Source organism: Microcoleus sp. K1-B1, assembly GCF_036704705.1.
Taxonomy (GTDB): domain Bacteria; phylum Cyanobacteriota; class Cyanobacteriia; order Cyanobacteriales; family Microcoleaceae; genus Microcoleus.
The window spans coordinates 53,632-79,626 of the sequence record NZ_JAUBSH010000021.1 but is presented as its reverse complement, the minus strand read 5'-3'; the positions used below and the strand labels follow the sequence as shown (position 1 = coordinate 79,626).

Annotated in this window: 23 protein-coding genes; 17 read left to right on the top strand and 6 right to left on the bottom strand. The window is 46.1% G+C overall.

Annotated elements, in window-relative coordinates; translation table 11 throughout:
• Window positions 1-32 precede the first annotated feature (32 nt).
• The 3 genes from QUA83_RS10695 (at window position 33) to proC (ending at window position 2,423) form a co-directional block, all read left to right on the top strand.
• Window positions 33-698: a YggS family pyridoxal phosphate-dependent enzyme gene (locus QUA83_RS10695; protein WP_333293116.1), complete on the top strand. Its 666-nt coding sequence runs from the start codon at window positions 33-35 to the stop codon at window positions 696-698.
• 117 nt (window positions 699-815) lie between these two features.
• Complete coding sequence (locus QUA83_RS10690) at window positions 816-1,433, top strand: cell division protein SepF (RefSeq protein WP_333293115.1); 618 nt, start codon at window positions 816-818, stop codon at window positions 1,431-1,433.
• Between the two features lie 144 nt (window positions 1,434-1,577).
• Entirely contained in the window at window positions 1,578-2,423 is an 846-nt protein-coding gene (gene proC / locus QUA83_RS10685) for a pyrroline-5-carboxylate reductase (protein WP_333293112.1), read from the top strand.
• A gap of 36 nt (window positions 2,424-2,459) precedes the next feature.
• On the opposite strand, the gene QUA83_RS10680 is transcribed toward proC, so the two are convergent.
• On the bottom strand, window positions 2,460-4,883 hold the full coding sequence (locus QUA83_RS10680; protein WP_333293110.1) for a protein kinase domain-containing protein: 2,424 nt from the start codon (window positions 4,881-4,883) through the stop codon (window positions 2,460-2,462).
• Window positions 4,884-5,049: 166 nt separating this feature from the next.
• On the opposite strand from QUA83_RS10680, the gene QUA83_RS10675 reads away from it, so the two are divergent.
• A complete protein-coding gene (locus QUA83_RS10675; RefSeq protein WP_333293108.1) occupies window positions 5,050-5,835 on the top strand; it encodes a calcium-binding protein in 786 nt (261 codons plus the stop codon).
• 94 nt (window positions 5,836-5,929) lie between these two features.
• Here the strand turns inward: QUA83_RS10675 and plsY are convergent, their stop codons facing one another.
• The 4 genes from plsY to QUA83_RS10655 all read right to left on the bottom strand — a co-directional run bounded on the left by plsY (window position 5,930) and on the right by QUA83_RS10655 (window position 9,367).
• Window positions 5,930-6,613: a glycerol-3-phosphate 1-O-acyltransferase PlsY gene (gene plsY / locus QUA83_RS10670; protein WP_333293106.1), complete on the bottom strand. Its 684-nt coding sequence runs from the start codon at window positions 6,611-6,613 to the stop codon at window positions 5,930-5,932.
• Window positions 6,614-6,725: 112 nt separating this feature from the next.
• Complete coding sequence (locus tag QUA83_RS10665) at window positions 6,726-8,057, bottom strand: DUF3086 domain-containing protein (protein WP_333293104.1); 1,332 nt, start codon at window positions 8,055-8,057, stop codon at window positions 6,726-6,728.
• A 59-nt stretch (window positions 8,058-8,116) separates the two neighbouring features.
• Window positions 8,117-8,509: a DUF3119 family protein gene (locus QUA83_RS10660; protein WP_333293102.1), complete on the bottom strand. Its 393-nt coding sequence runs from the start codon at window positions 8,507-8,509 to the stop codon at window positions 8,117-8,119.
• Between the two features lie 63 nt (window positions 8,510-8,572).
• Window positions 8,573-9,367: an MlaE family lipid ABC transporter permease subunit gene (locus tag QUA83_RS10655; RefSeq protein ID WP_333293100.1), complete on the bottom strand. Its 795-nt coding sequence runs from the start codon at window positions 9,365-9,367 to the stop codon at window positions 8,573-8,575.
• A 186-nt stretch (window positions 9,368-9,553) separates the two neighbouring features.
• Between QUA83_RS10655 and QUA83_RS10650 the strand changes: the two genes are divergently transcribed.
• Window positions 9,554-9,841, top strand: a complete 288-nt coding sequence (locus tag QUA83_RS10650) for a hypothetical protein (protein ID WP_333226997.1) — start codon at window positions 9,554-9,556, stop codon at window positions 9,839-9,841.
• 252 nt (window positions 9,842-10,093) lie between these two features.
• Window positions 10,094-10,534, top strand: coding sequence for an Hsp20/alpha crystallin family protein (locus QUA83_RS10645; protein ID WP_333058031.1), 441 nt, complete (start codon window positions 10,094-10,096; stop codon window positions 10,532-10,534).
• Here QUA83_RS10645 and QUA83_RS10640 read toward each other — a convergent pair.
• Window positions 10,515-10,679, bottom strand: a complete 165-nt coding sequence (locus QUA83_RS10640; RefSeq protein WP_333293098.1) for a hypothetical protein — start codon at window positions 10,677-10,679, stop codon at window positions 10,515-10,517. The genes QUA83_RS10645 and QUA83_RS10640 overlap by 20 nt on opposite strands.
• A gap of 80 nt (window positions 10,680-10,759) precedes the next feature.
• On the opposite strand from QUA83_RS10640, the gene QUA83_RS10635 reads away from it, so the two are divergent.
• From QUA83_RS10635 to uvrC, 11 genes are all read left to right on the top strand, one after another.
• Window positions 10,760-11,122: a hypothetical protein gene (locus QUA83_RS10635; protein WP_333293096.1), complete on the top strand. Its 363-nt coding sequence runs from the start codon at window positions 10,760-10,762 to the stop codon at window positions 11,120-11,122.
• Window positions 11,115-11,510 carry a hypothetical protein gene (locus QUA83_RS10630; protein WP_333293094.1) on the top strand — a complete coding sequence of 132 codons (396 nt, stop codon included), beginning with the start codon at window positions 11,115-11,117 and terminating at the stop codon, window positions 11,508-11,510. The genes QUA83_RS10635 and QUA83_RS10630 overlap by 8 nt, the downstream gene beginning before the upstream one ends.
• Window positions 11,511-11,865: 355 nt before the next feature.
• Window positions 11,866-12,267 carry a fasciclin domain-containing protein gene (locus tag QUA83_RS10625; protein ID WP_015178455.1) on the top strand — a complete coding sequence of 134 codons (402 nt, stop codon included), beginning with the start codon at window positions 11,866-11,868 and terminating at the stop codon, window positions 12,265-12,267.
• 203 nt (window positions 12,268-12,470) lie between these two features.
• Entirely contained in the window at window positions 12,471-17,573 is a 5,103-nt protein-coding gene (locus tag QUA83_RS10620) for a PAS domain S-box protein (RefSeq protein ID WP_333293092.1), read from the top strand.
• Between the two features lie 316 nt (window positions 17,574-17,889).
• On the top strand, window positions 17,890-18,117 hold the full coding sequence (locus QUA83_RS10615) for a hypothetical protein (RefSeq protein WP_333293090.1): 228 nt from the start codon (window positions 17,890-17,892) through the stop codon (window positions 18,115-18,117).
• Window positions 18,118-18,435: 318 nt separating this feature from the next.
• Window positions 18,436-19,521 (top strand): amino acid ABC transporter substrate-binding protein, encoded by a 1,086-nt coding sequence (locus QUA83_RS10610; protein WP_333293088.1) that lies wholly within the window; start codon window positions 18,436-18,438, stop codon window positions 19,519-19,521.
• Between the two features lie 342 nt (window positions 19,522-19,863).
• Window positions 19,864-21,078 (top strand): ABC transporter permease subunit, encoded by a 1,215-nt coding sequence (locus QUA83_RS10605; protein WP_333293086.1) that lies wholly within the window; start codon window positions 19,864-19,866, stop codon window positions 21,076-21,078.
• A gap of 64 nt (window positions 21,079-21,142) precedes the next feature.
• On the top strand, window positions 21,143-21,751 hold the full coding sequence (locus QUA83_RS10600; protein ID WP_333293084.1) for a hypothetical protein: 609 nt from the start codon (window positions 21,143-21,145) through the stop codon (window positions 21,749-21,751).
• 10 nt (window positions 21,752-21,761) lie between these two features.
• The gene (locus QUA83_RS10595; protein ID WP_333293082.1) at window positions 21,762-22,961 is read left to right on the top strand and encodes an amino acid ABC transporter permease; all 1,200 of its coding nucleotides are present in this window, start codon (window positions 21,762-21,764) and stop codon (window positions 22,959-22,961) included.
• A 62-nt stretch (window positions 22,962-23,023) separates the two neighbouring features.
• Window positions 23,024-23,776, top strand: a complete 753-nt coding sequence (locus tag QUA83_RS10590) for an amino acid ABC transporter ATP-binding protein (RefSeq protein ID WP_333293080.1) — start codon at window positions 23,024-23,026, stop codon at window positions 23,774-23,776.
• Window positions 23,777-23,892: 116 nt separating this feature from the next.
• Window positions 23,893-25,911, top strand: coding sequence for an excinuclease ABC subunit UvrC (gene uvrC, locus QUA83_RS10585; RefSeq protein WP_333293078.1), 2,019 nt, complete (start codon window positions 23,893-23,895; stop codon window positions 25,909-25,911).
• Window positions 25,912-25,995 lie beyond the last annotated feature (84 nt).

Sequence of the window (25,995 nt, the reverse complement as noted above, 5' to 3'; positions counted from 1 at the left end):
TCCTTCCCTCCAGTCAAGAGCGTTGAGCACCCATGACCATAGCCTCTCGAATTAACAGCATTCGCCAAGACTTGCCCGAATCAGTGCGGTTAATTGCCGTTACCAAACAGGTACCGACTGATGCTATCCGCGAAGCATACGAGGCCGGTATCCGGGATTTTGGCGAGAGTAAGGTTCAAGAGACGGCCGAAAAACAAAGCCAACTGCAAGATTTACCGGATATCAACTGGCACTTGATCGGGCACTTGCAAGCCAACAAAGCCGCCAAGGCCCTAGAGCATTTCCAGTGGATTCACTCTCTCGACAATTTAAAACTCGCTCAGCGACTTTCGCGCTTGGCGGGGGAAATGTCCTGCTCTCCCCAAGTCTGCCTGCAAGTCAAAATGTTGCCCGACCCGGACAAATACGGCTGGAGCGTTCCAGAACTGCTGGCCGACCTTCCAGAACTTAACAAATGTCAGCATATCAAAATTCAAGGTTTGATGACAATTCCTCCGCTGGGATTAGATGACTCGCAAATCCTAGAATTATTTAACAGCACCCGCGAACTTGCTGACAAAATCCAGCAGCAAAATTTGCCCTGCATTCAAATGCAGCAGCTCTCGATGGGGATGTCGGGGGATTATCATTTGGCAATTCAAGCAGGTGCTACTATGGTACGGCTAGGACAAACCTTATTTGGCTCTAGGAGGGGATAAATAATTGAAATCTTCTGATAAAGACAATTTGGGTTAAATATAGAATAGTCAGCTACCCGCGACTAACGCGCAACGCGAGTATAGTCGGGGCAGCAAAGTCGTGAAGGAGAGTGAATCATGAATATTTTTTCTAAACTGCGAGATTTTGTAGGGATCAACAATGAGCCTGAGTACGATGACGTGTACGACGAAACTGAAGGGGAGCGCTATCAGAACTTTTACCAAGCGCCTGAACCGAACCCCGCTGCAGTCGCAGCAGCCGAAGAAGAACGTCGTCAAAATCGTAGAATGCGAGAGCGGTCAGTAGTAGGATCGACAGGTATGGATGTCGTTGCACCAACCGGCGGAGTAGGGTCAGTAATGAATAACGTGATTGGAATGCCTGGAGCTATGAACGGGATTTCGGAAGTAGTAGTAATGGAGCCGCGCACTTTTGAAGAGATGCCGGCAGCAATTCGAGCCCTTAAGGAACGGAAGTCTGTGGTTTTGAACCTGACGGTGATGGACCCAGACCAAGCGCAAAGAGCTGTGGACTTTGTGGCGGGCGGTACTTATGCCCTTGACGGTCATCAAGAGCGAATTGGCGAAAGTATTTTCTTGTTTACGCCTAGCTGCGTGCAGGTGAGAACTCAGTCTGGTGTGGTTCACGAAGTGCCTCCTGCTCAAGGACGCCCTCGTGCTGCTGCTCCTGCACCAACAGTCTGGCCGGCAGAACAAGCTCAAGTGGCTCAGTAGTCTGTTGACTGTTAACTGTTGACTGTTGACTGTTGACTGTTGGCAGTTGGCAGTTGACGGTTGGCAGTTGGCTAATAACAAATAACTAATAACAAATAACTAATAACAACTAACTAATAACAACTAACTAATAACAACTAACTAATGACTAACATAAAATTTGGTACGATCGGCGGCGGGGTAATGGGAGAAGCTCTCTTATCCCGCTTAATTGCACAAAAAGTTTATTTGCCTTCAGAAATCTTGGTGAGCGACCCACAACTTCAACGCCGCCAATTTTTGACTGAAACCTACGGGATTGGAACAACAGCCAGCAATCTAGAAGTTGCTGCCGCTACAGAAGTGCTGTTTTTGGCGATTAAACCGCAAGTTTTTGATACGGTAGCTTTGGAGTTGGCGGTGGCGGCCGATCGCAAACAGGGAAATAATGGAGAAACGGCTAATTCCCAGCCAGAAGCGCTGGTAGTGTCGATTTTGGCAGGAGTGCCACTGAGCAAGCTAGAACCAGCTTTTCCGGGACGGGGAGTGCTGCGGGTGATGCCGAATACTCCGGCTACGGTAGGAGCGGGAATGAGCGCGATCGCCCCCGGAAAACTTGTTAAACCGGCTGATTTAGAATTGGTAAAGCGCATCTTTCAGGCCGTAGGAGAAGTGGTAGAAGTGCCTGAGAGTATGCTGGATGCGGTGACAGGGCTTTCGGGTTCCGGGCCTGGTTATGTAGCAATTTTGATAGAGGCCTTGACAGATGGCGGAGTTTGTGCAGGACTGCCACGGGCGATCGCCTCTCAATTAGCTTTGCAAACTGTATTCGGTACGGCGAAGCTAATGCAAGAAACGGGAATGCACCCGGCACAATTGAAAGATCAAGTTACGAGTCCCGGCGGCACAACTATTGCGGGAATTGCTAAATTAGAGAGTAGCGGCTTTCGTTCTGCCCTAATCGAAGCAGTGAAAGCAGCTTGTTTGCGTTCTCAAGAATTGGGCAAATAAGTCAGGAATAACGCACAGAAACAATCATAAACGAGTTCAATCGCACTTTAAACCTGCCGCTTTTGCCGTCGGATATTTGACGGGAACAAAAGTGAGGCCAAACTGTTCTTTTCGACACTTGACAATATGCACTAACTCCGGGTGAAAATTTTGGCGATCGCCGTTCGCATCAAACTCAATAGTTCCTGTTGCTCCTGTGGCGCTAAAATTCGGACTAGCAATAGTTTTCTGCATCCCTTCGCGACTGGGTTGCTGTTGGATTTCTATTGCTTTAATTAGCGTCCGAGTTGCATCGTAGGTTAAAGCTGTGCGGTGGTTGACATTTCCTCCCCAAAGCTTTCGAGCATTATCGGCAAATGTGCGGTTGCTAGCAGTTAAAGGATGCCAAGAGGATGATGTCACCAGTTTTTCAAAAGACGGTAACTGGGAGGCAGTTTCTAAGGTTTTCTGGCTGTAGATTCCCCCGGTTCCCACTACCCAATTGCGATCGCCATTGGCTTTAATAAGTGCCATCGCATTTTTGACTGCATCCGGGACATGACTCGTACTTAAGACGATCGCTGTTTTCTCGCTTCGTTCTACTCCTTGTAATGCTAGTTCAACGTTGAAATTTTTCTTACACAAATCGAATTCAGTGATGCTGAAAATATTTCCTCCTGCTTGTCTAAACTGTTTTCTGAATTCTTCCCACAATGAAGAAGTAGCTTGAATCTCAGGACAGTAGAAACCCGCCGCTTTTTTTGAACCTGCGTTTTCAATCAGATAGTTCTTGAAGTTTTCTGCAGTAATTTGATGTCTAGGGACAGTGCGAAAGAAAAACTTCCGAGGTTTTTCTGTTAATTGTTCCGTTGTAGTTCCAGGCGAAATTAAGACCAAGTGATTTTCGTCATAAGTATCGACTGCATGCACAGTCATCTCGCTAGTATAGTGACCGACGACGCCCAAAATCTCGGTTTGCTTCACGAGTGAAGACGCCCTAGCTTTTGCTTCTGTTTTGAGGTTGGCATCGTCAGCGATAATGACTCTAATACCCTTGCCATTAATGGCTTTCCCTGCTAAAAAACCTTGACCGGGAAAGTAGTTATTGCGATCGGAATTAAAGAGTCCTAGGTTGACTTCTGTTTGGGCCTGGGCAATGCCGCGCAACATTTCTCTAGCCAAATCAGAATTGACAGTACCTGCTTCGCTGTTGCTAATCGGAACGGCAACTGCCAGGGTGTAGTAATCAGCTTTTTGGGCCTTCAAAAGGGCATTATTCATGTAAATTAAAGTTTCGGGATCTTTGCGTTCTTCTTCGTTCCACGATTGTTTTAATAAATTAAAAGCTGATTGATGGTTTTCATTAAAAAAATCATTTACTCCCCATTGTTTTAATCGAGAAGCAGATGTTTTGATGAGGATTTCCTCACCGCAACTCACAGCATCTCCCTGGATTAAAGGACAAGTTTGAGGTGTGAAAATTTTGTGTATTAAAAATGCTGCTAGCCCGAGGCATCCTACGCTGGCGATCGGCAAGCAGACTCTCAATGTATCTTGCCATTGGCGTTGAGGCTTCGGCAGCAGAGGTTGTTGTGAAGGGGGCGCAGGTGAGTGCAACGCTGTTAGCGAGATCAAATCCTGCAACACTTCAGCAACAGATTGATAGCGATCGTTAAAGTGATAACGCACCATCTTATTTAAAATTTTTTTCAGGTTGTCGCTAATTTGTACCATCGGGCGATCGTCAGTTGAGTAGTGCCAGACGAGTTCCCCAGTTTTTTTATCATGAAAAAAGTCTTGAATATCTAAGCCTGCGATCGCTTGAATGCCTATGATTCCCACAGCATAGATATCGCTGTTAAATCTTGGTTGATTTTTCCACTGTTCGGCTGGCATATAACCGTCTGTACCGATGACGCGAGTTTGAGTTATTTGGCCGCCCTCGATCGCCAAAGTGCCGATCGCTTTTACTGCCCCAAAGTCAATTAACACAATTTTGCCGTCACGCTGGCGCCGGATTAAGTTTGATGGTTTAATATCACGGTGAATAATACCTTGAGAGTGGACGCAATCTAAAACTGACAAAATATCTTGCAATAAATCAATAACTTCTGACTCTTGAAACGGCCTGAGAGATGCGAGTTCTTTGTTGAGCGGATTTCCTTCGATGTATTCTTGAATTAAGTAAAATTTTCCCTGTTCTTGAAAGCGATCGATTAACTTGGGAATCTGCGGACACTTATCGAGATACTTCAGGGTTTTAGCTTCTTTTTCAAATTGGTGCTGTGCTTCCTCCAACAGCCGCGGATCGTTAGATTCAGGAGGCGGAATTTCCTTGACGACGCACAGGGGATTTTCGGGGCTGCCCAAAGCGTCGTTAGCCGTATAGGTTTTAGCAAACCCTCCTTCACCTAATTTAGCGATAATTCGGTAGCGATCGCGCAGAATATCCCCTGGATTCAGACACCTAAATTGTTCCATCCCCTTAACTCGCTGCACTCGTTGGTGTCGAGCGTACCACAAATATGACTTTTATGAACTCAAAGTTATGACTTTTATGAACTCAAAGTTATGAATATATGAATTGAATTTGAGAGGGGCTTATTTAATAATCTTGACATCTTAGATTTTACGCGGAGATTTTTTTATGGCTTTAAAACCCGATCCGTCAGAACAGCGGCGATTAATTGGCGACAATACATCCGAAGTCGTTACTTTGTCGATCGCAGATGCAACTAATTTTCCTTTAGGAGGTTGGATGCTCGGAGGTGACGATCTAGTCACCGGCTCAACAGCTAATGATTTGATATTTGGCAATGAAGGGGAAGATCTTATCAGCGGGGAGTTGGGCAACGATTCTTTATTTGGGGGAAAAGGAATAGATCTACTGGAAGGAAATGAGGGAAATGACTCTCTCAGCGGCGGTCAAGATGCAGATTTGCTTACGGGTGATGCGGGAAACGATATTCTCTTGGGCGGTAGAGGCAATGATTTCTTAGGCAGCGGTAACGGAAATGACACTCTGGTGGGAGGTTTGGGTCGCGACTTTTTAGCCGCCTTGAATGAAAATAATTCAATCAAAATCGGGGGCAGCAACTTGTACGTCCTCCAAGCAGAACCCGGAGTTACAGATGTCAATAATGCCGATGCTATTGCCGGTTTCAGAGTAGGTGCCGATCGAATTGGATTGGCAGGCGGTTTGACTGCTAGCGATGTAGACTTGCAATACGTGACAAACGTGACACTCTTATTGGGGTTTGATGCACCAGAAAGTTTCAATCAAGTTTTCGCGCCCGGTGTATTCGATCCTCAACCGATACAGAGTCAAGGCACTCTAATTAAAGTTAGGAATTCCGGCGACATAGTAGGCTTTGTGGCAAATGTAAGTGTGGCTGAGATTCAAGGGAGTATTATCTCTGCTCAGGGATTCTAAGCTGTATAATGCGCTGCAATGCCTCCTGCAAAAGCTTAAATCGAAGATTGGACAGAGAAATGGTCGTCTGCAACCAGCGGTATAACAATACTAATTATTGATCGCTAGCTGCTGTTTCCAATTTCTCTCCAATCCTCGGTTCCGTACCATTCAACAGACGCTGAATATTGCTCCGGTGCCGCACAATTACAAATACGCCGCCAGCCAGTCCAAACAATACATAAGCCAGCGGCTGATGTAAAGCAAACATCAATCCAGCCACGCTAATTGCCCCGATAATCGAACTTAAAGAAACAATTCGCGATACCGCAAATACTATCCCGAAAATTCCGAAAGTTCCCAAACCAACAGGCCAGTACAAACCCAGCAAAACTCCCAAACTCGTCGCCACAGATTTACCGCCGGTAAACCCCAGCCAGATTGATTTGCTGTGGCCCAAAACAGCAGAGAAACCCGCCAAAGTTGCCATCCAAGGGAGGACAGTTGCAGTATTTTCTAAACCGGCTGCGGTTGCTAGCTGGCTGGTAAAAGTGAGAGAGTAAATATAGCGGATTAGGACGATCGCACTTACCCCCTTCAACACATCAACCAACAACACCCCCAACCCCGGCCACTTCCCCAAAGTCCTCAGTACGTTAGTCGCACCAGTCGAACCCGAACCAACCTCTCGAATATCAATTCCCAGCATCCATTTCCCCAAGGCGTACCCAGTCGGAATCGATCCCAGCAGATAAGCTGCTATTAGCAATGCGCCATTTAAAATTATCCAGCTAGCCATTTTTTAATTTGAGATTTCGTGTACTTTTAAAATTTGCAACCTTTCCCTAGCATAATTAGCAATTAGCAATTACTAATTAGCAATTACCAATTACCAATTACCAATTACCCAATCAAAAATCCTTAGCAGCCATCAAAGTTTGCGGATCAGCAGCAAAGGCCAGCCATAACGGAAATTGCAGGATTGACAAACTAATTAAATCCTCAGTTTCATCAATGACAATTAGCGGCAATTTGCCATCTTTCACCAGTCGATCGGCTTTTTGAGCCAAAGCCTCCGCAGACTCAAACATAATAATCCCCCTTTCCGGGCCAAAATCGCTGCGAGTAATGCCCAAACAGTCCTGCAAACCCCGGCGCCATTCTCCTAAACGTTCGGGACTGTTGGCGAGCACCAAAGTCCGCACCCGTCCGCCGTAGACGCTTCTAAGTACAGAAATAATTGTCGAAGTAATCAAGATATTTTGCAAGCGCGAACCCATAGTCCGCAAAGCGCCCCTTCCTCCTTGGGTGAAAAACCAGTTAGAAACTCGTTCCGCGTGGATGGGTTCAAAAGTGCGGCGAAGTTGCCAAGGCGGGCCGTAGTAGTCGGGGACAGTGCGATATTGATCGAGGGTGCGGCGAATTTGTTTGGCTTGTTCTTGAAATCCCTGTTCGGCAAATTTGGGATTTACCGGTGCTGAGGATTGAGACTCCTCAGCAGGAATTTGCTTGGGTGTCTCTTGCACCGGCGGTGTCAAATCTAAGAGTTCGGCGGTAGCGGCCAAATCCTGCAAACTGCCTACTAAATAGTCTTTGAAACCCTGGACTCGAATTGCTAAATCTTGGGAAACGCCGGCAAAAGTGGTTCGCATTTCTTTTTGAATTCGATCGCGCCGGCGTTCGAGTTTTTCTACTTCGATTTGTAGCGCTTGTTTGCGCTGATCTAATTGAATCAAGCCGTCTTGTACCAAACGCCCGATCGATGCTTGAGCCTGGCCCAACGCTTCTATAGCATTAGCTTTGTCGGCTTCCAAGGCGGCAATTTTTTCAGTCAAAGCTTGTTCTTGCTGCTGCAATTCTTTGACTCTCTCTGCCAACTGTTCGGTAACATTTTCTGGGATGTTCGTTACCGTTTCTGCGGTTGCTGTTGGCTGGGAGTCTGTTGGAGGGTCGATTTGAGCGATCTGGCTTTCTGATTCGCCATCGTCGGTGGTGGGCGGAATTTGGGCGATTGCGCCTGCTTCGTCCACGAATTGGGCGATTTCGGCATCTTCCTCGTCCAGCGGCTGGTCTATTTCTGCCGGGAGTTGGGCTGGAAGTTCATTTTGGTCGAGCCACAAATCTCGTGTTTGAGATAGAAGTTGGTACTCCGTCTCATTCACGGGCAAATCGACTTCGCCGTCACCGCTTGGGGCGGCTGGTTGTGGTTGCGGTTCTTGGGTTGGAGATTCGTCTGAATTCATGGGAAATTTTGTTCGGCGTGGGGCACAGAAAAGTTAAAAATTAAAAATTAACAACTTTTTTAGTCTTGACGGGGACAGCGCTGTTCTAAGCAGGTCTGTAGCATTTTACGATCGAACAGAACCGGCAGAAAGTGAATGCTGTTAATTTCTTTGAAATAGAACAAAATCGGCACTGCGGGCCAAAATATCCGCCAATTTTGCCATTCTCGGTAAGGAAAGCGGCGGATTAAGTTGGACGATCGATAAATGTCCAAATCGGTTGGGGTAAATTGTAGCCGGAGGGTGGCGGCTTGGTACATCAGAAACAAGCCGAACAGCGAAAGTGGCAAACTCACCCACTTCTGCACGAACAGCAGCGGTAGGGCCGCCAGTACCAGGACTAGGGGAATGGCATAACTCGGGGCGAGTTCGATCGTACTTGTCGGCGCAGTTGAAGAGGCAGTTGTACTCACGGGTTTAAATCAAGGGTAGTAAACTAATGTTGCCAATTATTCATATTTTATCTGTTTCCTAGCTTACAGGCCTTTGAGTACGCTAGAGCCAGTCCCCTGAAACATCAGCCAAGTCATGAAAAAGTTAAAGATAAAAATAGCCAGCAAAGCCGTCACTACCGCTGTGGTAGTCGATTGGCCCACGCCTTTTGCCCCGCCGGTGGTGGTCAAGCCCCAGCTAGTGCCGATTACAGCAATTAAACCACCGAATACAACAGCCTTAATTGCCGCGCTGCAAATATCCCACAGACTCAGGAAATTGCGGACTGATTCTAAAAACACGCTTTGAGAGATGCCGTACATCGTCGTAGCAATCAGCAGTCCGCCGAGGATGCCGGTGACGAGACACATGATGGTTAAAATTGGCAGCATCAAGCAGCAAGCCAGGACGCGGGGAATTACTAAATAGTCGATCGGGTCTGTTCTGAGCATCAGCAGGGCATCTATCTGTTCTGTTACCTGCATTGTGCCGATTTCCGCTGCAAAAGCCGAACCTACTCGTCCCGTCACGATTACGGCTGTTAAGACGGGGCCGAGTTCGCGCGCCAAAGACAAAGCTAAAACGCCACCGACGACATTGCCGGCACCGAGGTTAATAAACTCCCTCGCTACTTGAATAGTAAATACCATGCCGACAAAACCCGCAGTCAGCAAAGCAATCAGCAGAGATTCCGGGCCGACTGCTGCCATTTGGTCGAGGGTGTTGCGGCGGTGAATTTTGCCCTTCAGCAAGTGCAGCATAACTTGGCCGCCCAATAAAGCTGCTGCCAGCAACCGCCGACTCCACAAACTGAGGCTGGAAGATGTAGTGGTGCTCAAGGGGATTTCGAGTGTAGAACAACTGCCAAAAATGAAATCTATCTACAAATCTTAAACAAGTTTTTTCTATAACATTTAAGATTTCTGACAGAACCGGCCACGGAGGGCGATCGCTGCCTATCGTAGAAAAGGACAAGTTTTGTTTGCTTGTACCTTTCGGCAGTTTAGCTGAATTTACTGACTCTTATGAGCATTTTTCCCAATTTTCTTCGCTCTGTACTGCTGACCAGCCTGTTGAGCTTTGTCGCCCCCTTATTGTTAATCGGCGCGGGATTGACTAGCTTTTCGCTGATTGGCTTCGTGCCTGCTCTCCAAGGAGTTGGTCGTTCTGGAGAAGACCTGATTTTGCAGTTCTTAGCTACTTTCGGCAGCGGCTGTCCCCTCCAGGGTTTTTTCGTGATCGGCCTAACTTTTAGTTTGGTGGGTGCTTTGTTTGATACCTACGCTTCTTATCAGCATTCGCGGTGGAGTTAATCGAACCTTCGATTTTAGATTTTAGATGCGAATTCCTCGCTCGAATCTAAAATCTAAAATTGCTGGGTTCGGGTTGGATCGGATACCCGCACCTGGGATGATTTTACAATACCGATCGCGAATGTTCGGAAATGCGATCGCCATTTTTGCGGAAAACCGAATCCCCCAGTTTATGGAGCTGGAATATATTAAATACAGGTTGAGTCAAGTGTTTCTCAACCCTAAAAAATTCAGATAGTCGAGGTATTAGTTATGGCACTTATTCGTTGGGAACCTTTGCGGGAAATGGACTCCTTGCAACGAGAAATGAATCGGTTGTTTGATAGCTTGACACCGGCCACCGATCGCGCATCTAACGGTGTTGCTTTTGTACCCCCCGCCGAACTCGATGAAACTCCCGAAGCCATCCACCTTAAATTAGAAGTTCCGGGCATGGAAGCTAAGGATTTGGACGTACAAGTAACCGCAGAAGCTGTTGCTATTAGCGGCGAACGCCGTCTGGAAACTAAGAGTGAAGATAAAGGCATGACTCGCTCTGAGTTCCGCTACGGTTCGTTCCGCCGGGTGATTCCCCTACCCGCACGGGTTCAAAATGACAGCGTAGAAGCTGAGTACAAAAATGGAGTTTTGCACCTGAATTTGCCCAAAGCGGAAGCGGAAAAGAACCGCGTTGTTAAAGTTCAAATCGGCTAATAAATAATTGTTGGCTAATTGCTGAGAGGGCGTGCGGTGCGCGCCCTCTTTGTTTTGGTAATTGGTAATTGTGAGTTTGAGGCATGATTCTGCCATCTTCCTTCTTCGTTCTTACTTCTTCCATCTGCCATCTTCCTTCTTCCATTTATCCGTTACATCCCGTACATTGCTCGTTGCCGAACTTTATTTTTCCCAGTTTCCAACTGTGCTAAACTAGAAAACGCAATGGTTTGTGAGGAGACTTGCGTGCCGAGTCAGGGAGTTGGAGGAAATGGAATTGCATCTGAGTTTGGAGACTTAACCGGAATGACTCGCCAAGAAGTCGATGACTTTTTGCGCGGATTGGGTGCAGAAATCAGAACTACTAGAGATGGTTATGTTGCATATAAATTTTTTGATAAGTCAACAGTAATGATCCGTCCTAACGGTGAAGTGATTAGAACGCCTGCACCGAAATATGGATCAGATGGAAGAAATATCAACAAAGGTTTCCGTCTCGATAGAGATGGTAATTTATTGCGGACGAGAGATAAATTGGGTAATTTAATTCCAGGTACTCACAATACGGGAGAAAAATTAAATGAGTGATTGGAAGGATGACTATAACTTGCTTGGATTGGGTGTTTTTACATCTTTAATCACAAAAGTTAACCTATCTTTATGGGGAAACGAAGTATTAATTGAATGCGTCTACAATCCAGAAGAAAGATTGCCTTATATCCTGGCATTCAAAGACTGTCGCGATATCAGTTGGACTGTACACGATGAAGAGGCAGTTGGCGAACTGGAAGCTGAATTCTTCGGAATTTCTTTGGGCGAACCAGAACACCGCAAGCCTGCGGTGATTACTACAGACATTTTTGAAATTTCAATTTTGTACGGCAGTTTTAGCATTCACAAGGGAGAAAACCTAAATGCTGAAGTAGCAGATTTAGAAACAGAGGTTTTGGTATCACAAGCACCAGCAGTCTTGTAGCAATTTAAAAGCACCGCGCCGTAAAATAAATTGCCAAGCGGTTAGTAATATTATATCTGGCTGGTCAAATAACTATTACAGGACTTACGCACTCCGACTCCTCGGAACTGGGCTTTTGACCTAATCTGCGGGTTTTAACGAAGTATTTTAGTAAAAAAGCAGGTTTCTGAAGCCCCATATGTAAGTCCTATATTATTAGGTTTGTAGTGAGGACTTCAGTCCTCATCAAAAATCTAAGGATTGAAGTCCTCACTACAAAAGAATTACCAATTTTTCAAAAAAGACTGTAGGTATTGTTGCCCGCCTCAGTTTACGATACTTAATAGAACTTTTTTCCCAGATGAGGTAAAACACAATGCCTGATATTGTTGATATTGCCGTAGGTGCGGGTTCGTTTCAAACCCTGGTAACGGCGGTGCAAGTAGCTAATTTAGTAGATGCGCTCAAAAGTCCGGGCCCTTTTACTGTCTTTGCACCCAATGACGATGCTTTTGCCAAATTGCCACCGGGAACTATCACAACCTTAGTGCAGAACGTTCCCCAACTGACTAGGATTTTGATGTTTCATGTCGTATCGGGCAAGTTTATGAAAGCTGATTTGGCAAAACTCGGTTTTGTTACTTCCTTGGAAGGTTCGCCGATTAAAATTGATTGTTCTGACGGTTTTGAGGTGAAAAATGCTACAGTTGTCGCTGCGGATATCGAAGCTGATAACGGCGTCATCCACGTCATCGATAATGTGATTTTAATGGGATAATTTCGCCGTCTAATCTGGCTGCGGGAGCCAAGCAGGTGCTTTGCGGTGCCGCTTGGCTTCCGATCGCACGCTTTTTTTTTATCGGTTGAAGGTAATTTCAATATAAAACCGTTGTCTTTTCGTCGGATATATTTTAAGATGATTGTTTACAAAAATTTGAAAATCAATAATTATAATATAAGCAAACCAGTGTGGTGAGCACTATGCAAATCCTAGCCGCCAGCCTCAAAGCAAAAGTCCGCCAGCGTACCTTGGAACTGCAAGTTCTCAACGAACTTACTGCAAAAGTTCAAGCCAGTCTCAGTGCTGATGAAATTTGCTCTGCGTGTCGGGCATATCTCGATCGCCTGATTGCCACAGAGGCGATCGCCATTTTGACGCTACCTGACGATCGACTATACCTGGAACACTTACAGCCCTTAACTGCTAGCGCCACAGCCGAAATTGAAGAGCGCTTGCAGGCTGCTCGCGCTGAATGGCTCGCCGGCAATCGGGACTGGGCGCACAACATCGCTCCGCCACCAATTGCTCAGTTTCAGTCGGTCTTGATGGCACCAGCCAACCTGGATGAAAGTGAAGAATTGTTGGGAGTATTTTTCATTGGTGCAGAGCAGGCAACTGCTTTTAATATGGAACACCTTTGTTTGCTCCACACTGTCGCTCAAATTTGTGCAAAACAGTTAAATATCTTAGCAGCTAAAACGGTTCGCGTCAAGGATAAACTTCAAAATAATTTTGCTCTGGATGCGGAAAGTCAAGAACTATTGTTGCGGGCTGTAATGGACGCGGCGGCGGACAGAGTTTTTGCTAAAAATAGAAATTTTAGATACATTTTTGTTAATCAAAGTTTTGCTGAATATGTGGGGAAAAATGTTGAGGAAATTATCGGCAAAGATGATATTGAATTAGGGTTTTCAGCAGAATTAGTATTTGGCGATCGCAACGGCCAAATTAGGGGCATCCGCGAGGAAGATCGAGCTGTGCTGGCCGGGGAGAGGGTTCGCAATCCCTACCAGGCGATCGTCTTTGAAGGCGGAAAACAGTACGTCTTTGATACGCAAAAACTGCCGCTATGCGATGCAGATGGTAATATATTTGGGGTTTTGGGTTTTTCTAGAGAGATTGGTCAATTGCAGGCCACAGAGGAAGCCAGGAATCAAAGCCAAGCCAAACTGCAAAAAATTACTGCTAGCGTACCGGGTACGGTATATCAAATTGACTTACATCCAGATGGCTCGATGGCCTTCTCGTTTGTGAGCGCGGGCTGCCGAGAATTGTATGAAATAGAACCAGAGGCTGCTCAGCAGGATTTTAATGTAATTGTTGACATGGTTCATCCCGAAGATCGAGATGATTTTCTTAACTCGGTGACGCTTTCTGCTGAAAATTTGCAGCCTTGGCGGTGGGAAGGAAGAATTGTCACTCCGTCAGGAAAACTTAAATGGGTGCAAGGAGCTTCCCAGCCAGAATTTCAAGCATCGGGGGAGATAGTTTACTACGGCTTATTCACGGATATTAGCGCCCGGAAACAAGCTGAACTGAAGCTGCAACTTTATCAACAAATCTTTTTGAAATCCAACGATGCGATCGCGATCTTAGACCCCCAAGGCTATTACTTAGAAACAAATCAAGCTCACACGGCTTTGCTGGGCTACAGTTCGTCTAAATTGTGGGGAAAAACGCCTGCAACTCACATGGGAGAACAGGGATTTGCCTCGGTAATGCAAAGCTTGGCAGAAACAGGGAGTTACCGAGGCGAAATGACCTGTATTAAGGCTGTGGAAGAAGGAACAGTTGAGGTGGAGGTTTCGGCTTTTGCGGTTTTAAATGATGCTGGGGATGTCGTTTGTTATGTAAGTGTCAAAAGAGACATCACCGAACGCAAGCGAGCTGAGGAAAAACTAAAACTTTACCGAGAAATATTTTTAAACTCCAACGATGCGATCGTCATTATCGATGCTGACGGGTTTTTCCTCGAACAAAATCTCGCTCACCAAACGCTTCTAGGATACACAGACGCCGAATTAGAAGCAGAAGCGTCGCCCCTGGTTGCGGGGGAGCGCTTTTCGGCAATTGCCCAAAGTTTAGCGACAACAGGAAGTTTTCGGGGCGAAATTACTAACTGCACTAAAAAAGGCCAGACGCTGGCGATCGACGTTGCGGCATACTCTGTGATTAACAACGCCGACGATGTAATTTGTCATGTCTGCGTCAAGCGCGACATTACCGAACGCAAAAAAGGAGAAGAAGAACGGCAAAAATTTGTGTCGCTGATTGAAAACAGCAGCGATTTTATCAGTATGGCTACCCTGAAAGGCAAAACGCTGTTTGTCAACGAAGCCGGACGAAAACTGGTGGGTGTAGAGAATCTTTCGGCAGTGCTTTATAGGGAGATCTGGGATTATATTGGGCCCTATTTTCAACAGAAATTCAGTCAAGAGATTTTACCAACAATTATCAGTCATGGCCAGTGGCAAGGCGAAGGTCAAATGCAGCACTTGGGAACCGGACAACCCATTGATGTTGTGATGAATGCTTTTCTGGTCAAGCACCCTCAAACCACCGAACCGCTGTGCTTTGCTGCGGTAATTCGCGATGTCACCGAACGCAAGCAAGCTGAGAGAATGCTGCGGGAACAAGCAGAACAAGAACGCCTGGTTTCGGCGATCGCCCAGCGAGTCCGGCAGTCTCTCAACCTGACTCAAACTCTGAGCACTGCTGTACAAGAAGTGCGGCAGTTGCTGGCAACTGATCGCACGGTAATTTATCGTTTTGAGTCCGAGGAAACAGCGCTGGTTGTTGTGGAATCTGTAGGGGATGATTGGATGCCACTGCTGGGCAGAGAAGTTCCAATGACATCCTTTGGGGAAAGTTATGTATCCCTGTACAGTGCAGGACAAATTCAAGCAATGGCTGATATTTATACTGCCAGTTTGAGTGAAACACACCGAGATTTACTTGCTAGTTTGCAGGTAAGGGCTAATTTAGTTGTACCAATTTTTATAGGCGATGAAAGTCAGGAGTTGGCAACAGAATACTCGCCGGAAACTAAAATGAGTCCGCCGGGAAGGAGTTTGGAAACGAGTCAACATCGCTTGTGGGGGTTGCTGATTGCCCATCAGTGCAGATCTCCGCGCGTTTGGACTGATTCTGAGGTGGATTTGCTGGGAAGGTTGAGCGTGCAGTTGGCGATCGCCATTCAGCAATCTACTCTTTTTGAACAAGCGCAGCAGGCCCGTGAAGCAGCCCTGGAAGCGTCTCGAATGAAGTCGCTATTTTTAGCAAATATGAGTCACGAAATCCGTACTCCGATGAATGGAGTGATGGGGATGACTGATTTGCTGCTGAAAACGAATCTTACTCCCGAACAGCTTGACTTTGTACAGACGCTGAAACTCAGCGGTCAAAATTTACTCTCCATCATTAACGATATTCTAGATCTCTCCAAACTGGAAGCCGGAGAAATGCGCTTAGAAATACTAGAATTTAACCTCAGTATCTGTATGAATGAAGTGCTGGATTTGTTGGCAACTCCCGCACAAGAAAAAGGTATAGAAGTGGTGGCACTGATTGACAGCGACGTGCCACTGCAAATTAAAGGTGATGCAGCGCGGTTGCGGCAAATACTCACTAATTTGATCAACAATGCTATTAAGTTTACAGAAGCAGGAGAAGTGGTAATTGAGGTGGCTAATGCTAGTAATCCTGGGTTGTTAGCAGCCAGCGATAATCAGAAAATTTTAGAAAATATAGAATCGGTAAAAATAGAAAATAATGACTCGATGCTCCTGCTGTTTAAAGTCACAGATACAGGAATTGGGATTGCTCCCGAAGACAAAAAGAAGCTGTTTCAATCTTTTACTCAAGTTGATGCCTCTACGACAAGAAAATACGGTGGTACTGGTTTGGGGCTGGCTATTTCTAAGGAGTTGGTGGAGTTAATGGGTGGGCAAATCGGTGTGGAAAGTACCCCTGGCCAAGGCTCGACTTTTTGGTTTACTGTGCCGACAGTTAAGGAAAATTTAACTGCTGTCGGGACAGCGTGCGAAGTGAATTTTGAAACGGTACTGGCGGGGCGAAAAATGTTAGTTGCCAGCGACAAGCCGACAGTACGAAAAGTGCTAGTGAGAATGGCTGTTTTGTGGGGAATGGAAGTTGAGGAGGTTGAGAACGGTTGGATGACGATCGCATCTCTGTATAAAGCTGTCAGCCTTAATTCCCCTTACGATATCGTTTTGGTTGATATTCAGTTGCCGGAAATGGTGGCGGGAAGTCTCGAACGCTTGAGGATTTCTGAGCCGGCAATGCAGCAGACAAAGTGGGTGGTGCTGACTTCAATGAATCAGCTTGCAGAGGCGAAACGCTTGGTAGATAGCGGTTTTAGCGGGTATTTAACTAAACCTGTTAAAGCTCACCGACTATTTGATTGCTTGGCGAATGCGATCGCCCCGATGACGCTGATTGATGAGCCGCTGGCCAATTCAACTTCCAATCGAGCCTCAGCTATTGACAACCGGGAGTTAGCAAGTTTAAAGATTTTATTAGTTGAAGATACTCCAATCAATCAAAAAGTTGGTCTCAATCAACTCAGAGTTTTGGGATGCACTGCGGATGTCGCGAATAACGGTGTAGAGGCGCTATCTATGGTTGCTCTGAAAAAGTATGACATTGTGTTGATGGACTGTCAGATGCCGGTTTTGGATGGTTATGAAGCAACGCTGGAATTGCGCCGCCGGGAAGCGGCAGATGCTGCTGGGAAGATGGAGCCGCATCAAAAGACGGTGGTGATTGCGATGACGGCGAATGCTTTGAAGGGCGATCGGGAAAAGTGTCTGGCGGCGGGCATGGACGATTATATTAGCAAACCTATTTCGATCGAAAAGTTAAAATCGGTACTAGAAAATTGGTCGGCCAAGCTAAAAATTGAAACTGCCAAGTTTAATGGGGAGGAACTTCAAAGTTCTGAAACCGATATCGAATCGGTAGTCGATATGGCACGTTTGCACGAAATTTCGGGCGCTGATTTAGAGTTTGAGCGGGAAATACTGCAAACTTTTGTGGTTGATACTGGTAGTTATTTAGAAGCTGCTAAGGAGGCGATCGCCTCTGGAGATATGGAGGCACTGGCGCGCCACGCTCATCAAATTAAAGGTGTCAGCGCTACGGCGGCGGTGCGGTTAATGCCCAATATGGCAGATCAGCTTCAAAGTCTGGCCGAATCAAATGATTTGGAGGGGGCTACAAAAATCATCGCTGAATTAGAAATAATTCTGGCGGGGGTTGAAAAGTTGGTGGCTACTGAGTAATCAATCAATTTTCTTTTGAACCGGGCCCGTGGAGCCCGATCGCGGACAGCTCTTGGCAGCCCTCGCGAGCGAGCGCGTGTAAAGATTTTTAATCTTTTATCAAGATGTTTATCTCAATGTGAAGGAATTGGGAACTCTTATAACATCTTGTGTGTTGTAACTTGTGACACTACTGTCTTAAGTTATTGTGGTCAAATATAAAATAATCATTAAGCCGATGGACATGAGGGTGCTTTTCGTCTATCGGCTTGAGACACCAAGACCAGCTTTTCGCTATGCCCGCCCATTAGTGCGTATTTACGCTCAACGAGGTTTTATGACTCCAGTCATGTTACGCCAACTCTGGTCATTAATTGAGACCACCCAAGCTACTCTGTTAGTCAATTTAGACGATGCCACCCTGGTACAGTGGCTGCTGAAACAGTTAAAGACAAACTCTGCGCTCAATGGCAAAGAAGCAGATTTGTTGGACGAATACATCCAGTCTCGGCTGTGCCTAATCCGCGATTTAGCTGAGCAGCGGCTGGCACCAGAGCTACTGTGAGCGGATTCAATCAAAATCGGATAAATATTCCAGGGAAGGGCGACGATCGCTCGCGCTGGGCAGAAATAGCAGAAAAGAAACCGGGTTTCAGGGATAAATCTGAGGTTTGACGACCACACCTCCAGCCAGAAACCGGGTTTCTAACTTTGGACTCCCAGCTTGCTCAAAAAAAAACAGGCGGGTAGTCGGTGCACTTGCCGCTGTGCAGCACCGGATGCAGAACGGCTAATTTGAAACCGGAAGCTGTGTAGATAGCCGATCGCCACAGTTCTGACAGCTACAAGGTAGGATTGTCAGGAAAGCGTTGTACTAAAATCTATGCGTAAATGGGGATTTCTGCTACTAGCAAGTGTGTTATTTGTGGCACCGTTGGCGTCTTGTAGGGATCGATCGGCACAAACCGGACAAACAACAGCAACAACTGCAGCAGGCGGCAACTCGCAACAAGGTTCCAGCCGGATAGATACAATTGTCAGCCGCGGCAAACTGATTTGTGGCGTCAGCGGCGAACTACCGGGTTTTAGCTTTGTAGACGAAAAAGGCAAATATTCGGGACTGGATGTGGATGTGTGCAGGGCTGTCGCGGCGGCAATATTTGACGATCCCGAAAAAGTCGAGTACCGAAAACTCAACGCTAAAGATAGATTTACAGTTTTGCAGGCGGGAGAAATCGACATTCTCAGCCGAAATACCACCTACACCGCGAGTCGCGACACCACTACCGGACTGGAATTTGGCCCGGTGATCTTTTATGACTCTCAAAGCATCATGGTCAAAAAAGACAGCGGCATCAAAAGTTTAAAAGATTTTGCGGGCAAATCTATCTGCGTGCAGACAGGTACGAGCACTGAACAAAATTTGTCCGACCAAATGCGAAAATTAGGAATTAAATACACTCCTGTGGTGTTTGAAGATGTGAATGCTACCTTTGCTACTTATCAAGAAGGTCGCTGTCAAGGTGTTACTGCCGATCGATCGCAGCTAGTCTCGAAGCGGACAACTTTGCCGAATTCCGAGAATAATGTGGTTTTGCCGATCGTGATGTCAAAAGAACCGTTAGCCCCAGCGGTGAAAAGCGGCGATCCTAAATGGTCTGACGCGGTGAGATGGATCGTTTTTGCGGCGATTGAAGCTGAAGATTTGGGAATTAATTCAGGAAATGTAGACAAAATTGTGGCAAGCACTACAGACCCAAACGTCAAACGTTTGCTAGGAACAGAAGGAGATTTAGGTAAAGGTTTCGGACTCCCGAACGACTACGCCGTCCGCGTTATTAAGAAAGTGGGGAATTACGGGGAAATGTACGATCGCAACCTCGGCCCCAAAAGTATACTCAAGTTAGAACGGGGTCAAAACAGACTTTGGAAAGATGGCGGTTTGCTTTACTCGCCGCCGTTCCGCTAATTTTAGTTAACTGTTGACTGTTGACTGTTGACTGTTGACTGTTGACTGTTGACTGTTGACTGTTGACTGTTAACTGTTGACTGTTGACTGTTAACTGTTAACTGTCACGCACCAAAGCTATGTAGGGTGCGTGACTTTAAAAATCCCGATCGCCAATCGAGTAACTATCAAGTCATATCAAATCCGGTTGCATCGTCCTGTATTCATCTCTGTATTCTCTCCCTCTGCGTTCTCTGCGCCCTCTGCGGTTAAATCATTCCGATGCTACCGGAAACGATATCACGCACCAAAGCTCAATCTAGCTTGGATTTGCCAGCAGATTTATCAAATATAATTTAAGTTATGAATCCAGAACCTCAACCGGGCAAATCGCAGAAATCGCCCAAATTTAAAGATATATCAAAACTGCTGCGGGACGATCGCTTCTGGAAAATAGCCGGACAGGCGATCGCCCTAATTTTAGTAATAGTTGTTATCGCGATTCTCTGGGACAATCTCAGTGCCAATTACTCGCAACTGGGGATTGCATTTGGATTTGATTTTCTCAATTCCCAAGCATCCTTTGACATCGGCGAAAGCGTGATTCCCTACACTCCCGAAAACAGTTACAGACAAGCATATTTTGTCGGTTTAATCAACTCGCTGCGGGTAATGGGTCTCGGCATTATTTTCGCAACAGTTGCGGGTTTGACGGTTGGAATTGCGCGTCTTTCCGACAATTGGCTGCTGCGGCATTTGGCTGGTTTGTATGTGGAAATTTTGCGAAATACGCCGTTATTGCTGCAATTATTTTTCTGGTATTTTGCAGTTTTCATTTCCCTGCCAAAACTCGAAGACAATCAGCAGATGAGGGGGCCGATTTACTTGACAAATCGCGGCATTGGTGTACCTTGGCCTGTGGCTTTGCCGGGTTTTGAGATTTGGGTGATTTTGCTAACTATCGGAGTTTTGGCGGCGGCGGGGCTGTGGATGTGGCGGGCGCGGGTGATGTTGGAAGAAGCTAAGCCGGGAAGACAGTTGTTTTGGGCTGTAGGTGCGATCGGGCTAAGTGCAATCTTAGCTTGGATTATTACCAAAAATCTGCCTTTTCGTCTAGATTTCCCCCGCCTGACACCAGCATTGCAACTCGAAGGAGGATTAAAATTAACTCCAGAATTTGCAGCATTGGTGACAGGACTCAGCTTGTATACTGGCAGTTACATTGCAGAAATTGTCCGGGCCGGAATTCAGTCAGTATCGAAAGGCCAGTGGGAAGCGGGAAAGTCTTTGGGGCTAAAGTCTGGAACCATGATGCGGATGGTAATTTTGCCGCAAGCTTTGCGGGTGATTGTGCCTCCTTTAACCAGTCAGTATCTGAATTTAGCTAAGAATTCGAGTTTAGCGGTTGCGGTTGCTTATCCCGACGTTTATTTTGTTGTGGGCTCTCCGACGTTGAATCAGACCGGTCGGGCGATCGAAGCAATGTTAATTATCATGGTAACATATCTAACAATTAGTTTGATAGTTTCTCTGTTCATGAATTGGTACAATAAAACTGTACAAATCAAGGAAAGGTAAACAACAGTTGACAGTTGATAGCGAGGTCAGAAGTTAAGTTATAATATCTCGAACTAAAGTTGAAATGACTTACAAAGATTTTAACTTAAAAACAGTAACAAAAAATTTCGGTTTGACGATTTGCGATCGAATCGATCTGTTCGCTACTGTGGCCGAATTAGAACCAAGTTCCTTGCTTGTAGAAGTTCTAAAAGAGAACGTACCCATAGCCTTAAGCAGCAATACGGACAAATCTCGATCGTCCATGATTACCGCACCGATTTTAATAGAACTTAGAAAACTGTTCAACCATCAAATTGGTATTTTTTGTGGAATAGATTTTACAGTTGATGCCGAAAAAGGATTAAATGGAAATTGCGATTTTTTGATTAGTCGTTCTTCACACTTATTAATTCTTACCGCACCTGTAGTTGCTATCGTAGAAGCACAAAACGAAGATATTAATGCAGGCTTGGGGCCATGCGTCGCAGAAATGTTGGCAGCTAGAATATTTAATGAATGCGAAGGCAACAAAAATGCCACAATAATTTATGGGGCTGTTACTAGCGGTCAAACCTGGAGATTTTTAAGACTCAAAGAACAAATCATTGAAGTTGACTTTACCGAATATTACCTAATAGATGTCAATAAAATATTAGGAATATTAGCAAGTGCAATTCAGCAAGCAATCTAAAATCTAAAATATGGAAACTATCCCTGTATTACCGCCCCCAGCCACCGAATCGCCTACCCCTTGGAATTGGGCGCGCAAAAATTTATTTAGTACCTGGTACAACAGCATTCTGACAGTAGTTTGCCTAATTATCGCCTTCCAAACTATTAAAGGAATTATCGTTTGGGCAACAACAAAAGCTCAATGGCGCGTATTAGAAGCTAACTTGCCGCTATTTTTCGCCGGCAGATTTCCCAGCGAATCGTACTGGCGGCTGTGGATAGTAACGGCCATAATCGCCTTGTTGGGAGGATTAACTTGGGGAAACATTCAGCGGCAAGAACGTCTTTGGAATCCGCCTTTACTAATTATACTCGGTGCTGCGGTTGTGGGTGCGGTCATTTCGCCGATCGACCTAACCTCTCGCTTCTACCTCTTAGGAATTATTATCGCAGCCGCCGCCAGCTATGCCATCGGAAGGCAAATTAACCCAAAAATTATGGGCTGGATGCCGGCAGTTTGGGCTATTTCCTTCCCGATAATTTTGTGGCTAATTAAAGGGGGGTTGGGTTTGACAGAAGTGTCAACAAATGATTGGGGCGGTTTAGTATTGACACTGTTTTTAGCAGTTATTAGTATTGTGCTTTCCTTTCCTTTAGGAGTATTGCTAGCACTCGGCAGACAAAGTTCTTTACCTGTTGTGAGATTGTTATCAACATTATACATTGAAATTATTCGCGGTTTACCATTAATTGGCATTTTATTTTTAGGTCAAGTAATGCTGCAATTATTCCTACCGCCCGAATATCCCAAATTGGATAGAGTAATAAGAGCCATTGCTGGATTAACGTTATTTAGTGCGGCATACTTGGCAGAAAACGTGCGCGGTGGCTTGCAGGCCGTACCCAGGGGACAAATAGAAGCAGCGAGGTCGATCGGACTCAATACACCCCTACTCACAATTCTAATTGTACTGCCTCAAGCACTGCGAATAGTCATTCCTGCGATCGGCGGTCAATTCATCGGATTATTCATGGATACCTCCCTGCTATCTCTATTCGGAATGTTAGAATTAATCGGAATATCCCGCGCAGTTTTAGCAAATCCATCCTATATCGGCAGATACGCCGAAGTTTACATATTCGTCGGCATCATTTATTGGATATTCTGCTACTCAATGTCCCTAGCCAGCCGCAAAATAGAGCGAACTTTAGGAGTAGGTCAGCGCTAAAAACTCATCTACTTTCATCAGCGTTCATCAGCCTCCATCTGCGGTTAAAAAGTAAAAAAATTATGGAAACTCAGCAAACAAGCCCAGAAAGAGTAATCGTAGCAGAAAACGTCCACAAATGGTACGGACAATTTCACGTACTGCGCGGCGTTAGCATGACCGTAAACCGAGGTGAAGTCGTTGTCGTGATGGGGCCCTCTGGTTCGGGAAAATCGACGTTTATTCGCACCTTCAACGCCTTAGAAGAATACCAACAAGGTAAAATTACGATCGACGGAATCGAACTTTCCCACGACTTACGCAACATCGAGACAATTCGCCGCGAAGTAGGAATGGTGTTTCAGCAATTCAACCTGTTTCCCCACTTATCAGTCTTGGAAAATGTCATGCTAGCCCCAGTATGGGTGCGCCGCTGGCCGAAGAAAAAAGCTGAAGAAGTGGCAATGCAACTGTTAGAAAGAGTGGGAATTTTGGAACAAGCAAAAAAATATCCCGGACAGTTGTCTGGAGGACAACAGCAGCGGGTCGCTATTGCACGTTCTCTAGCAATGCAGCCTAAAATAATGCTGTTTGATGAACCGACATCAGCATTAGACCCGGAGATGGTGCGGGAAGTTTTAGATGTAATGCGAAATTTGGCTCAAACGGGAATTACCATGGTAGTGGTGACTCACGAAGTCGGGTTTGCGCGCGAAGTTGCCGATCGCATTGTATTGATGGATGGCGGTGTTTTAGTGGAAGAAGCGCAGCCGGAAGAGTTTTTTCAGAACCCGAAGGAAGAACGCACCCGCAAGTTTTTATCTCAGATATTGTAACTGATTTTGAAGTTTAATAGGTGGGTTTGGCGACGGTAGCAGCAGTAAAAATCGGCACAATTAAGCTAAAATAAAAGAGTCTACAATCAGTCTCTCTTTTGCTGAGATAGCTTGCAATGCCATCCACAAAAACTCTGCCGTTAGTTAAAGACTCGGAACGCCTAGAAAGTCGCCTCAAAGAAATTCCGGCGGTTCCTGGTGTATATTTAATGCGAGACGAGAGCGATCGCATCCTTTACATCGGCAAATCCAAAAAACTCCGAAACCGCGTCCGTTCCTACTTCCGCGAAAGCCAGAATCTCAGTCCCCGCATCGCGATGATGGTGCAGCAAGTGCGCGAAATTGAATTCATCGCCACCGACACAGAAGCGGAGGCTTTAGCATTAGAAGCAAACCTCGTAAAACAGCACCAACCTTACTTTAATGTCCTCCTCAAAGATGATAAAAAATATCCTTATTTGTGCATAACTTGGTCGGAGGAATACCCGCGCATTTTTATCACCCGCAAACGCCGCGCAGGTAGTGCAAAAGACCGCTACTATGGCCCCTACGTCGATACAGGGGCGCTGCGGAGTACGCTGCATTTAATTAAGCGGATTTTCCCGCTGCGGCAGCGCCCTCAACCGCTGTTTAAAGACCGTCCCTGTTTGAACTACGACATCGGGCGCTGCGTTGGCGTTTGTCAAGGGTTAACTTCGCCGGAGGAATATCATAAAATCATCCAAAAAGTAGCGATGATTTTCCAGGGAAGAACTCAGGAATTACTCGATATTTTAGAACCCCAAATGGAAGAGGCAGCCGAAGATTTAAACTTTGAAACGGCGGCGCGCATTCGCGATCAAATTAAGGGTTTGCAGTCTTTGAGTGCGGGTCAAAAAGTGTCTTTACCCGACGATACGGTTTCCAGAGATGCGATCGCACTTGCGGCCGACACCCAGCACGCTTGCGTTCAATTGTTCCAAATTCGGGCCGGACAATTGGTCGGAAGATTGGGATTTATGGCAGAAATACCTCCCCAACCCCCCCTTGCAAAGGGGGAGCAAGAGTTATCTCAACTTTCTATTTCCTCCCCCCCTTTGCAAGGGGGAGAACGAGGGGGGGTAGAGGCCGGAGCGATTTTGCAGCGCGTGTTGGAAGAACACTATCAAAATGTCGAATCCGTAGAAATTCCCAGCGAAATTTCAGTGCAGTACGAATTGCCAGAAGGGGAAATATTAGCAGATTGGTTGAGCAATCGTAAGGGGCGAAAAGTTACGATTTTGACCCCGCAGCGCCAAACTAAAGCTGAGTTGATTGAGATGGTGGAACGCAATGCTGAGTATGAATTGGCGAGAATGCAAAGATTGAGCGATCGCAATTCTCAAGCAATGGAAGATTTAGCAGAAATTCTCGATTTGCCAGAAGTTCCTCGCCGCATTGAAGGTTACGATATTTCTCACATTCAAGGTTCTGACGCCGTAGCTTCCCGCGTCGTATTTATTGACGGTTTGCCCGCCAATCAACACTACCGCCATTACAAAATTAAAAATCCTGAAATTAAATCGGGTCATTCTGATGATTTTGCTAGTTTAGCAGAAGTTATCGGTCGCCGATTCCGAGGATTGAAGGAAGAAGAAAGAGGGAAGATGGAAGATGGATTTAGCGATTTAGAAGAACCTGAAGAACTCAGCAATTTATCATCGGTTTCTCATACTATTTCCGACAAACCAGACTTAATTATGATAGATGGCGGCAAAGGTCAACTGTCAGCAGTTGTGGCTGTTTTGCGGGAGATGAATTTGCTAGAAGAGTTGCGCGTTGTCAGTTTGGCAAAGCAGCGAGAGGAGATATTTTTGCCGGGGGAATCTTTGCCGCTGCCAACTAATTCTGAGCAGCCTGGAGTACAATTATTGCGCCGGGTGCGGGATGAGGCCCACAGGTTTGCTGTGAGTTTTCACCGGGATCGAAGAAGCGAGAGAATGAAGCGATCGCGCCTTGATGAAATTCCCGGATTGGGACACCACCGACAAAAACAATTGTTGGCACATTTTCGGTCGATCGACTATCTCCGTTTAGCGACTCCCGAACAGTTGGCAGAAGTTTCTGGGATTGGCCCGCGTCTGGCGCAGCAAATTTACGATTATTTCCATCCGTAAAGCCTTACGCAGCATCGGAGACGGGGATTTTTGGGTTGAGGGGGCGATCGTCGGGTCGCAAGTCCCGATTCAGCGAGTGTGAGG

Coding starts and splice junctions, on each gene's coding strand:
- QUA83_RS10695 (WP_333293116.1), top strand. CDS start 33: ATGACCATAGCCTCTCGAATTAACAGCATTCGCCAAGACTTGCCCGAA.
- QUA83_RS10690 (WP_333293115.1), top strand. CDS start 816: ATGAATATTTTTTCTAAACTGCGAGATTTTGTAGGGATCAACAATGAG.
- proC (WP_333293112.1), top strand. CDS start 1,578: ATGACTAACATAAAATTTGGTACGATCGGCGGCGGGGTAATGGGAGAA.
- QUA83_RS10680 (WP_333293110.1), bottom strand. CDS start 4,883: ATGGAACAATTTAGGTGTCTGAATCCAGGGGATATTCTGCGCGATCGC.
- QUA83_RS10675 (WP_333293108.1), top strand. CDS start 5,050: ATGGCTTTAAAACCCGATCCGTCAGAACAGCGGCGATTAATTGGCGAC.
- plsY (WP_333293106.1), bottom strand. CDS start 6,613: ATGGCTAGCTGGATAATTTTAAATGGCGCATTGCTAATAGCAGCTTAT.
- QUA83_RS10665 (WP_333293104.1), bottom strand. CDS start 8,057: ATGAATTCAGACGAATCTCCAACCCAAGAACCGCAACCACAACCAGCC.
- QUA83_RS10650 (WP_333226997.1), top strand. CDS start 9,554: ATGAGCATTTTTCCCAATTTTCTTCGCTCTGTACTGCTGACCAGCCTG.
- QUA83_RS10645 (WP_333058031.1), top strand. CDS start 10,094: ATGGCACTTATTCGTTGGGAACCTTTGCGGGAAATGGACTCCTTGCAA.
- QUA83_RS10640 (WP_333293098.1), bottom strand. CDS start 10,679: ATGGAAGAAGGAAGATGGCAGATGGAAGAAGTAAGAACGAAGAAGGAA.
- QUA83_RS10635 (WP_333293096.1), top strand. CDS start 10,760: ATGGTTTGTGAGGAGACTTGCGTGCCGAGTCAGGGAGTTGGAGGAAAT.
- QUA83_RS10630 (WP_333293094.1), top strand. CDS start 11,115: ATGAGTGATTGGAAGGATGACTATAACTTGCTTGGATTGGGTGTTTTT.
- QUA83_RS10625 (WP_015178455.1), top strand. CDS start 11,866: ATGCCTGATATTGTTGATATTGCCGTAGGTGCGGGTTCGTTTCAAACC.
- QUA83_RS10620 (WP_333293092.1), top strand. CDS start 12,471: ATGCAAATCCTAGCCGCCAGCCTCAAAGCAAAAGTCCGCCAGCGTACC.
- QUA83_RS10615 (WP_333293090.1), top strand. CDS start 17,890: ATGACTCCAGTCATGTTACGCCAACTCTGGTCATTAATTGAGACCACC.
- QUA83_RS10610 (WP_333293088.1), top strand. CDS start 18,436: ATGCGTAAATGGGGATTTCTGCTACTAGCAAGTGTGTTATTTGTGGCA.
- QUA83_RS10605 (WP_333293086.1), top strand. CDS start 19,864: ATGAATCCAGAACCTCAACCGGGCAAATCGCAGAAATCGCCCAAATTT.
- QUA83_RS10600 (WP_333293084.1), top strand. CDS start 21,143: ATGACTTACAAAGATTTTAACTTAAAAACAGTAACAAAAAATTTCGGT.
- QUA83_RS10595 (WP_333293082.1), top strand. CDS start 21,762: ATGGAAACTATCCCTGTATTACCGCCCCCAGCCACCGAATCGCCTACC.
- QUA83_RS10590 (WP_333293080.1), top strand. CDS start 23,024: ATGGAAACTCAGCAAACAAGCCCAGAAAGAGTAATCGTAGCAGAAAAC.
- uvrC (WP_333293078.1), top strand. CDS start 23,893: ATGCCATCCACAAAAACTCTGCCGTTAGTTAAAGACTCGGAACGCCTA.